The sequence below is a fragment of the Belnapia sp. genome, assembly GCF_059504005.1.
In genome coordinates, this window is sequence record NZ_JCACHU010000140.1 from 85105 (window position 1) to 91900 (window position 6796).

Annotated in this window: 6 protein-coding genes; 3 read left to right on the forward strand and 3 right to left on the reverse strand. The window is 70.3% G+C overall.

The window, feature by feature from the left end; genetic code table 11:
• Positions 1 to 40: 40 nt before the first annotated feature.
• Complete coding sequence (locus AC5JJ1_RS19930; protein WP_495786856.1) at positions 41 to 1183, reverse strand: aspartate-semialdehyde dehydrogenase; 1143 nt, start codon at positions 1181 to 1183, stop codon at positions 41 to 43.
• A gap of 9 nt (positions 1184 to 1192) precedes the next feature.
• Between AC5JJ1_RS19930 and AC5JJ1_RS19935 the strand changes: the two genes are divergently transcribed.
• Entirely contained in the window at positions 1193 to 2761 is a 1569-nt protein-coding gene (locus AC5JJ1_RS19935) for a lysine--tRNA ligase (RefSeq protein ID WP_495786857.1), read from the forward strand.
• 8 nt (positions 2762 to 2769) lie between these two features.
• On the forward strand, positions 2770 to 4686 hold the full coding sequence (locus AC5JJ1_RS19940) for a lysylphosphatidylglycerol synthase domain-containing protein (RefSeq protein WP_495786858.1): 1917 nt from the start codon (positions 2770 to 2772) through the stop codon (positions 4684 to 4686).
• Positions 4687 to 4689: 3 nt separating this feature from the next.
• Here AC5JJ1_RS19940 and AC5JJ1_RS19945 read toward each other — a convergent pair whose 3' ends face one another.
• A complete protein-coding gene (locus AC5JJ1_RS19945; protein WP_495786859.1) occupies positions 4690 to 5334 on the reverse strand; it encodes a S24 family peptidase in 645 nt (214 codons plus the stop codon).
• Positions 5335 to 5517: 183 nt separating this feature from the next.
• Here AC5JJ1_RS19945 and AC5JJ1_RS19950 point away from each other — a divergent pair, with 183 nt between their 5' ends.
• On the forward strand, positions 5518 to 6429 hold the full coding sequence (locus AC5JJ1_RS19950) for a hypothetical protein (RefSeq protein WP_495786860.1): 912 nt from the start codon (positions 5518 to 5520) through the stop codon (positions 6427 to 6429).
• Here AC5JJ1_RS19950 and AC5JJ1_RS19955 read toward each other — a convergent pair.
• Positions 6397 to 6796: integrase core domain-containing protein (locus tag AC5JJ1_RS19955; protein ID WP_495786861.1), on the reverse strand; the 400-nt coding region annotated here is incomplete at its 5' end. The genes AC5JJ1_RS19950 and AC5JJ1_RS19955 overlap by 33 nt on opposite strands.

Consider the following 6796-nt stretch of genomic DNA (forward strand, 5'->3'; position numbering starts at 1 on the left):
AGCGGTCCACCCGTGGCGTACACGGGTGAACCGCACCGGGTCAGGCCCGAAGGCGGAGCCGCTCCGCAATCTGCACCGCGTTCAGCGCCGCGCCCTTCAGCAGCTGGTCGCCGCAGAGGAAGAGGTCGAGGCCGTGATCGCCGAAGACCGGGTTGGCCCGGATGCGGCCGGCCTCGACATCGTCCTGGCCCGTCGCGGTGATCGGCATCGGGTAGAGCTGGGCGGCGGGGTCATCCACCACCTTCACCCCCGGCGCTTGGGCGAGCACGGCGCGGGCGGCCTCCGGCGTCACCGGCCGCTCGGTCTCGATCGTCACCGCCTCGGCATGGACGCGGAAGGTCGGGATGCGGACGGCGGTGCAGGAGATCAGCAGGTCCGGCAGGCCCATGATCTTCCGGCTCTCCCAGGCGACCTTCATCTCCTCGCGCGTGTAGGCGTTGGGCTGGAAGCTGTCGATCTGGGGGATGACGTTGAAGGCGAGGGGATGGGCGAAGACCTCATGCCCGGCCGGGCCGCCCTCCAGCAGCACCCGGCGCGTCTCCCGCTCCAGCTCCGCCATGCCCTCGGCGCCGGCGCCGCTGGCCGCTTGATAGGTGGAGACGATGACGCGCCTAAGGCCGAAGGCCCGGCGCAGCGGCTCCAGCGCCACCACCAGGATGGCGGTGGTGCAGTTGGGGTTGGCGACCAGCCGGTGGTTGCCGATGGCCGCGGCATTCACCTCCGGCACCACCAGCGGCACGTCCTGCTCCAGCCGAAGGGCGGACGAATTGTCCACCACCGCGACCCCGGCCTCGGCCAGAGCCCGGGCATGGGCCTTGGCGAAGTCGCCGGAGACGGCGAGCAGGGCGAGGTCCAGGCTGCGGGCGGCCTCCAGGCTGTAGGTCTCGATCGTGACCTCGCCGAAGGGGGTTTTCTGTTTGGTGCCGGCGCTGCGAGTGGAGGCGAAGAGGCGCAGCTCCGTCACGGGGAAGCGCCGCTTGGCCAGCACCTCCACCAATTCCTTGCCGACCGCGCCCGTGGCTCCGATCACGCCAACCCGCATGGCACCTTTCACTCCTGTGCAACCTTGCCCGCTTAGCGCAGGGGAGTTGCCAATTCTACAAGGACTTGGCCCCGCCGGGTGCCGGTCTGCCATGCATGGGGAGCAGTGTCCTGCGTTGACCGCATCGCCGCCCCCTGCCATCTGCCCTGCATGAGCGCCGATCCATCCCTCCGCACCGTCAAGGCCTGGCCCTTCGAGGAAGCCGCCAAGGTCGCCGACCGGCTGGCCGCGGCGCCGAAACCGGCGGGCGCCCTCTTCGAAACGGGCTACGGACCCTCCGGCCTGCCGCATATCGGCACCTTCGGCGAGGTGGCGCGGACCACCTGGGTGCGGCGCGCCTTCGAGCAGATGACCGGCCTGCCGGCGCGGCTGCTGGCCTTCTCGGACGACATGGATGCGCTCAGGAAGGTGCCGGACAACGTGCCGAACAAGGAGATGCTCGCCGGGCATCTCGGCCGGCCGCTGACCGCCATCCCGGACCCCTTCGGCACGCATGCGAGCTTCGGGGCGCACAACAATGCCCGGTTGCAGGCCTTCCTCGACACATTCGGCTTCGACTACGAATTCGCCTCCTCCACCGACTATTACCGCGGCGGGCGCTTCGATGCCGCCCTGCTGCGCATGGCGGAGCGGCATGAGGAGGTGAGGGGTGTGATCCTGCCGACCCTCGGCCCGGACCGGCGCGCCACCTATTCGCCCTTCCTGCCCATCCATCCCGAGACCGGCATGGTCATGCAGGTGCCGATGGAGGAGGTCCGCCCCGCCGAGGACCTACTGGTCTGGATCGACCCGGCCACCAGCAAGCGGCACGGCACCCGCATCACCGGCGGGCATTGCAAGGCGCAGTGGAAGGCCGACTGGGCGCTGCGCTGGTACGCGCTCGGCGTCGATTACGAGATGTCGGGCAAGGACCTGATCGACAGCGTCCGCCTTTCCGGCCAGATCTGCCGCATCCTCGGCGGGCAGCCCCCGGCCGGCTTCACCTATGAGCTCTTCCTCGACGAGAATGGCGGGAAGATCAGCAAGTCGAAGGGCAACGGCCTGACCATCGACGAATGGCTGCGCTATGCCCCGCCGGAGAGCCTGGCGCAGTTCATGTACGGGCAGCCGCAGCGGGCGAAGCGGCTCTATTTCGACGTCATCCCCCGCGCGGTGGACGACTACCTCGCCAACCTGGAGAAGCTGAAGGCGGCGCCGGAAGGTACGAACCCGGCCTGGCACATCCACAACGGCAGCAGCAACGATCCCGGCTCGCCGATCTCCTTCGCCATGCTGCTGAACCTCGCCAGCGTGGTGAATGCGGAGGGGCCGGAAATCCTCTGGGGCTTCATCGGCAAGTATGCGCCAGGGGTGACGGCCGAAAGCCACCCGATGCTGGCGCGGCTGGCCGAGCATGCCGTCGCCTATTACCGGGACTTCGTCGCGCCGCAGAAGCGCCACCGGGCGCCGAGCGCGGTGGAGCGTGGCGCGCTCGAGGACCTGCTCGGCGCGCTCCGCGCCCTGCCGGCCGGGAGCGATGCAGAGGCGATCCAGGCGCTGCTCTACGAGGTCGGCAAGCGGCACGCATTCGCCAGCCTGCGCGACTGGTTCTCCTGCCTCTACCAGGTGCTGCTCGGGCAGCAGGAGGGGCCGCGCTTCGGCGGCTTCGTCGCCCTCTACGGCATCCCGGGCACGATCGGGTTGATCGAGTCGGCGCTGGCGAGGGAGGCTGCGGCCTAGTGTCACCGATGCTGGCCTGGTTGCGCCGGCATGGGGCGACGGTGTTCGGCCTCGTGCTGCTCGTCGGCGCGCTCTATGTCGTGCAGAAGGAGTTCCGTGGCCTCTCGGTCGCGGAAATCCGCGAGGCGATGGGCAAGCTCACCACGGGCGCGCTTTGGATGGCGGGCGGGCTCACCGTCGTCGCCTATCTGGTGCTGGCGGCCTATGACAAGCTCGGCTCCGCCTATGCAGGGCGGCCGGTGTCCTGGCCGAAATCCCTGCTCGCTTCCTTCTGCGGCTATTCCCTGGCGCACAACCTTGGCTTCGCCGCGGTGTCGGGGGCGGCGGTGCGCTACCGGCTCTACTCCGCCTGGGGGCTGAGCCCGCTCGAGATCGCCAAGGTGGTGGGCTTCACCAGCCTCACCTTCGGCCTCGGCGGCATGGCGCTCGGCGGCCTCGTGCTGATGTTCGAGCCGGAGGTGGTGCCCTTCTTCGGCAGCACGCTGCCGCGCTGGGCGCTGCAGGCGCTGGCGCTGCCGCTCTGGGGCATCGTCGCCACCTATGTGGTGCTGAGCCGCTTCCGGCGGCATGTGCGCATCCTCAAATACGAGATCGACCTGCCGAGCCCGCGCATGGCGCTCATGCAGACCGCGCTTGCCACCGTCGACGTGGCGATGACGGCGGCGATCTTCTACACGCTGCTGCCGCCAGCGGAGGGGCTGACCTTCCTCCGCTTCGTCGGCATCTACCTCGCCTCCTACGCGGTCGGCATCGCGGCCAGCGTGCCGGGGGGGCTCGGCGTCTTCGACGGCGCCATCCTGCTCGGGCTGCAGCCCTACATGCCGGCGCCGGAGGTGGTGGGGGCGCTGCTGGTCTTCCGGCTCTACTACTACATCATCCCCCTCTTCATCGCCGGCGGGCTCTTCGTCTCCTTCGAGCTTGGCCAGCGGCGCGGGGTGCTGCAGCGGCTCTCCGCCTTCGGGCGGGGGACGGATGCGATGGAGGTGCCGGCCATCGCCTCGCTCGTCGCGCTGGCGGGGGCGCTGCTGGTCTTCCTCGGGGCGCTGCCGACCAAGGGTACGATCCTCGAGGAATGGGCGGGGCACGTGGCCGCGCTGGCCTCGCACTTCGCCTGTTCCGTGGTAGGGTCGCTGCTGCTGGTGATGGCCTATGGGCTGCTGCGGCGGCTGACCATCGCCTGGGGCTTCACCCTCTTCCTGCTGGCGAATGGCGCCGGGATTGCCTGGCTCAGGGGCGAGGCCTGGTGGCTCTGGGGCGCCTTCCTGCTGCTCGGCGTGCTGGTGGCGGCGCTGCGCCCGGCCTTCTACCGCGACAGCCGGCTGGCGCGGGAGCCGCTCTCGCCCCAGGCGCTGGTGCCGCTGCTGGCCGTCGCGGCCTCCGGCCTCACCCTCGCGCTCATCGCCTATGGCGGGAGGGTGGCCGACGAGAGCTGGTGGACGGTGGCGATGTCGCCCCTTGCGCCGGACAGCCTGCGCTTCACCGTGGGGCTGACGGGCGTGCTGCTGCTGTTCGCCATGGTGCGGCTGCTGCGGCCGGCGCGCTTCCGGCCGCTGGACTGGGAGCCGGGGGTGCGGTCGCGGCTGGCCTCGCTCGGCGCCCTGGCGCCGGCCGAGGCGGATGGCGCCGTCTTCGGCGAGGCGGAGCGGGCGGGCTTCGCCTTCCTCAAGCGGGAGGGCGTTTGGCTCGCGCTCGGCGACCCGGCGGGGGACCGGCGGGATGCGATCTCCGCCATCTGGCGCTTCCGCGACCTGTGCGAGCGCGCGGGGGTCGACCCCGCCTTCTGGCGCGTCGGGTCCGATCTGCTGCGGGTCTATGGCGACATCGGCCTGGTTGCCGTCCCGCTCGGCGAGGGGCCGCGCTACCTGGCGCTGCGGGCGGAGCGGGACCTGGCGGCGCTCAAGGAGCTGCTGCCGCGCGAGGCGTGAGCCCTACTGGCTGCTCCAGACGATCCGGTGCATCCAGTTCAGCTCGGCGAGGTCGAAGGTGTAGTCCGGGTGCGCCGGGTTGAGGCTGCGCAGGTCGACGCGCCGGGCGGATTGGCGCTTCAGCTCCTTCGCCATGACCTCGCCCTTCTGGGTGCGGACCACCACGCGGTCGCCGCGGCGGATCGGGGCGCCGGGGGAGACGATGACCATGTCCCCGTCGCGGAAGACCGGCTCCATGCTCTCGCCGGAGATCTCCAGCGCATAGGCATGCGGGTCGCCGATATCAGGCAGGCCGATCTCGTCCCAGCCGCCGCCGACGGGGAAGCCGCCATCGTCGAAATAGCCCTCGCCGCCGGCCTGGGCGAGGCCGATCAGCGGGATGCGCCGGCCGAGCACGCCGCGGGCACGGGGCAGGGCGGCCATGCCGGTGACGAGGGCGGCGAACTCCGCCATGCCGGTGCCGGTGGCGGCGAGGACCTTGGCCAGGCTTTCGGTGGAGGGCCAGCGGGCGCGCCCATCGGCGCCGATGCGCTTCGACGGGTTGAAGGCGGTGGCGTCGAGCCCAGCCTTGCGGGCGAGGCCGGAGGCGGAGAGCCCGTTCTCGGCGGCCAGCGCATCGAGCGCGCGCCAGATCTCCTCATGCGTCACGGCACGGCCTCGGCCCAGGCGCCGGGTATGGCGCGCCAGATATGGGGTTCCTCATGGGCATAACATCCTAGGTCTTGGGACTAAGATCAATAGGCGAATTTTCCTTTCTTTCCCTTGCGATCCGGCCGGGGCTAGCTTTATGTTCTCGAAATGTTCCAGCAGGGACAGAGAGGAAAATCCCCGATGCCGAGCCCCCAGCCCAGCCGCGCCCCTAGCCGCCTCGCCGAGACGCGCGACCAGCCCTTCCACAGCGTGGAGGAGGCCTGGTTCTGGACAATGGCCGCGCTGATCGCCCGCCGCGACGGCGCCCGCATCGTCTCCGGTGCCGGCCTCGTCGCTCGGCCCTGCGAGCCGGACGACGTGATCCGCTGCCTCGACCGGCTCTACCGCCAGCGCAGGATCGACCTCCAGCATGCCCGCATCATGCGCCTCTGGGGCGAGCGGGGCGAGGCGCCCGACCCGCGCTCGCCGCGCGAGGCGGGCGACTGGCGGCTCTGGAGCGAAGCGATGCGCCGGCTCGACTGGCCGCTCAGGGTGAAGGGCATCGTCACCGGGCCGCTGCCGTTGGCGAAACCGGCGGATATCCTCGGCTTTCCGGGGCCAGGGCGCGTGATGCGCGCGGCGCATCGGCGCGGGGCGGCGCAGCAGGTCTTCATCGTCTTCGGCGACGGGGCGGACCAGCCCTGGCTGCGCCTGCTGCGGCCGGGCTTCCGCCACTGCTTCGCCGCGATCGCCGATGAGGCGGGCTGGACCGTGCTCGACCCGCTGACCGGGCGGCTGGTGGTCTCGCGGCTCGGCGTGCCGCTCGGCTTCGACCTGCCGGGCTTCTACCGGCGGGCCGGGCTGCTGGTGCTCGGTCCCTTCCTGCCGGGCGAGCCGCGGGCGCGGCGCCTGCCGCCGCTCGAGCCCGTCTCCTGCGTGGCATTGTGCTGGGCGGTGCTGGGGGATGCGGCGCCCTTCGCGGTGACGCCGTTCGGCTTGTTTCTATTAATTAACAAAATGTACGTTATTAGGAAAAATGTCTTGACTGACCAGCCCCCATTGAGTGATCCGGGTGGAATTTTAGTGGGCCATCGCAGCCACGCCTGCTCCTGAGCCGATCTGCGACCTGGCCAGTGGCACCGTCCCCGGGGCAGGCGGACGATAGCCGAGCGATGAGTGGGGCCGGATTTGGTTGTAGTGCTGGCGCCAGCCCTCGATGAGCACCTGCGCCTCCAGAAGCGTGTTGAACACCTCGCCGTTCAGCAGTTCGTCCCGCAGCTTGCCGTTGAAGGATTCGACATACCCGTTCTCCCAAGGGCTCGCCTTCTCGATGTAGGCGGTCCTGGCGCCCACGCTCTCAATCCAGCCCTTTACTGCCTCGGCCACGAACTCCGGCCCCTGGTCCGAGCGGATATGCGCTGGCGCTGTCAAGCGACACCCAGCTTTACGAGGTAAGGCGACACCCAGGTTTACGAGGCCG

Coding starts and splice junctions, on each gene's coding strand:
- AC5JJ1_RS19935 (WP_495786857.1), top strand. CDS start 1,193: ATGAGCGCCGATCCATCCCTCCGCACCGTCAAGGCCTGGCCCTTCGAG.
- AC5JJ1_RS19950 (WP_495786860.1), top strand. CDS start 5,518: ATGCCGAGCCCCCAGCCCAGCCGCGCCCCTAGCCGCCTCGCCGAGACG.
- AC5JJ1_RS19930 (WP_495786856.1), bottom strand. CDS start 1,183: ATGGCAGGGGGCGGCGATGCGGTCAACGCAGGACACTGCTCCCCATGC.
- AC5JJ1_RS19940 (WP_495786858.1), top strand. CDS start 2,770: ATGCTGGCCTGGTTGCGCCGGCATGGGGCGACGGTGTTCGGCCTCGTG.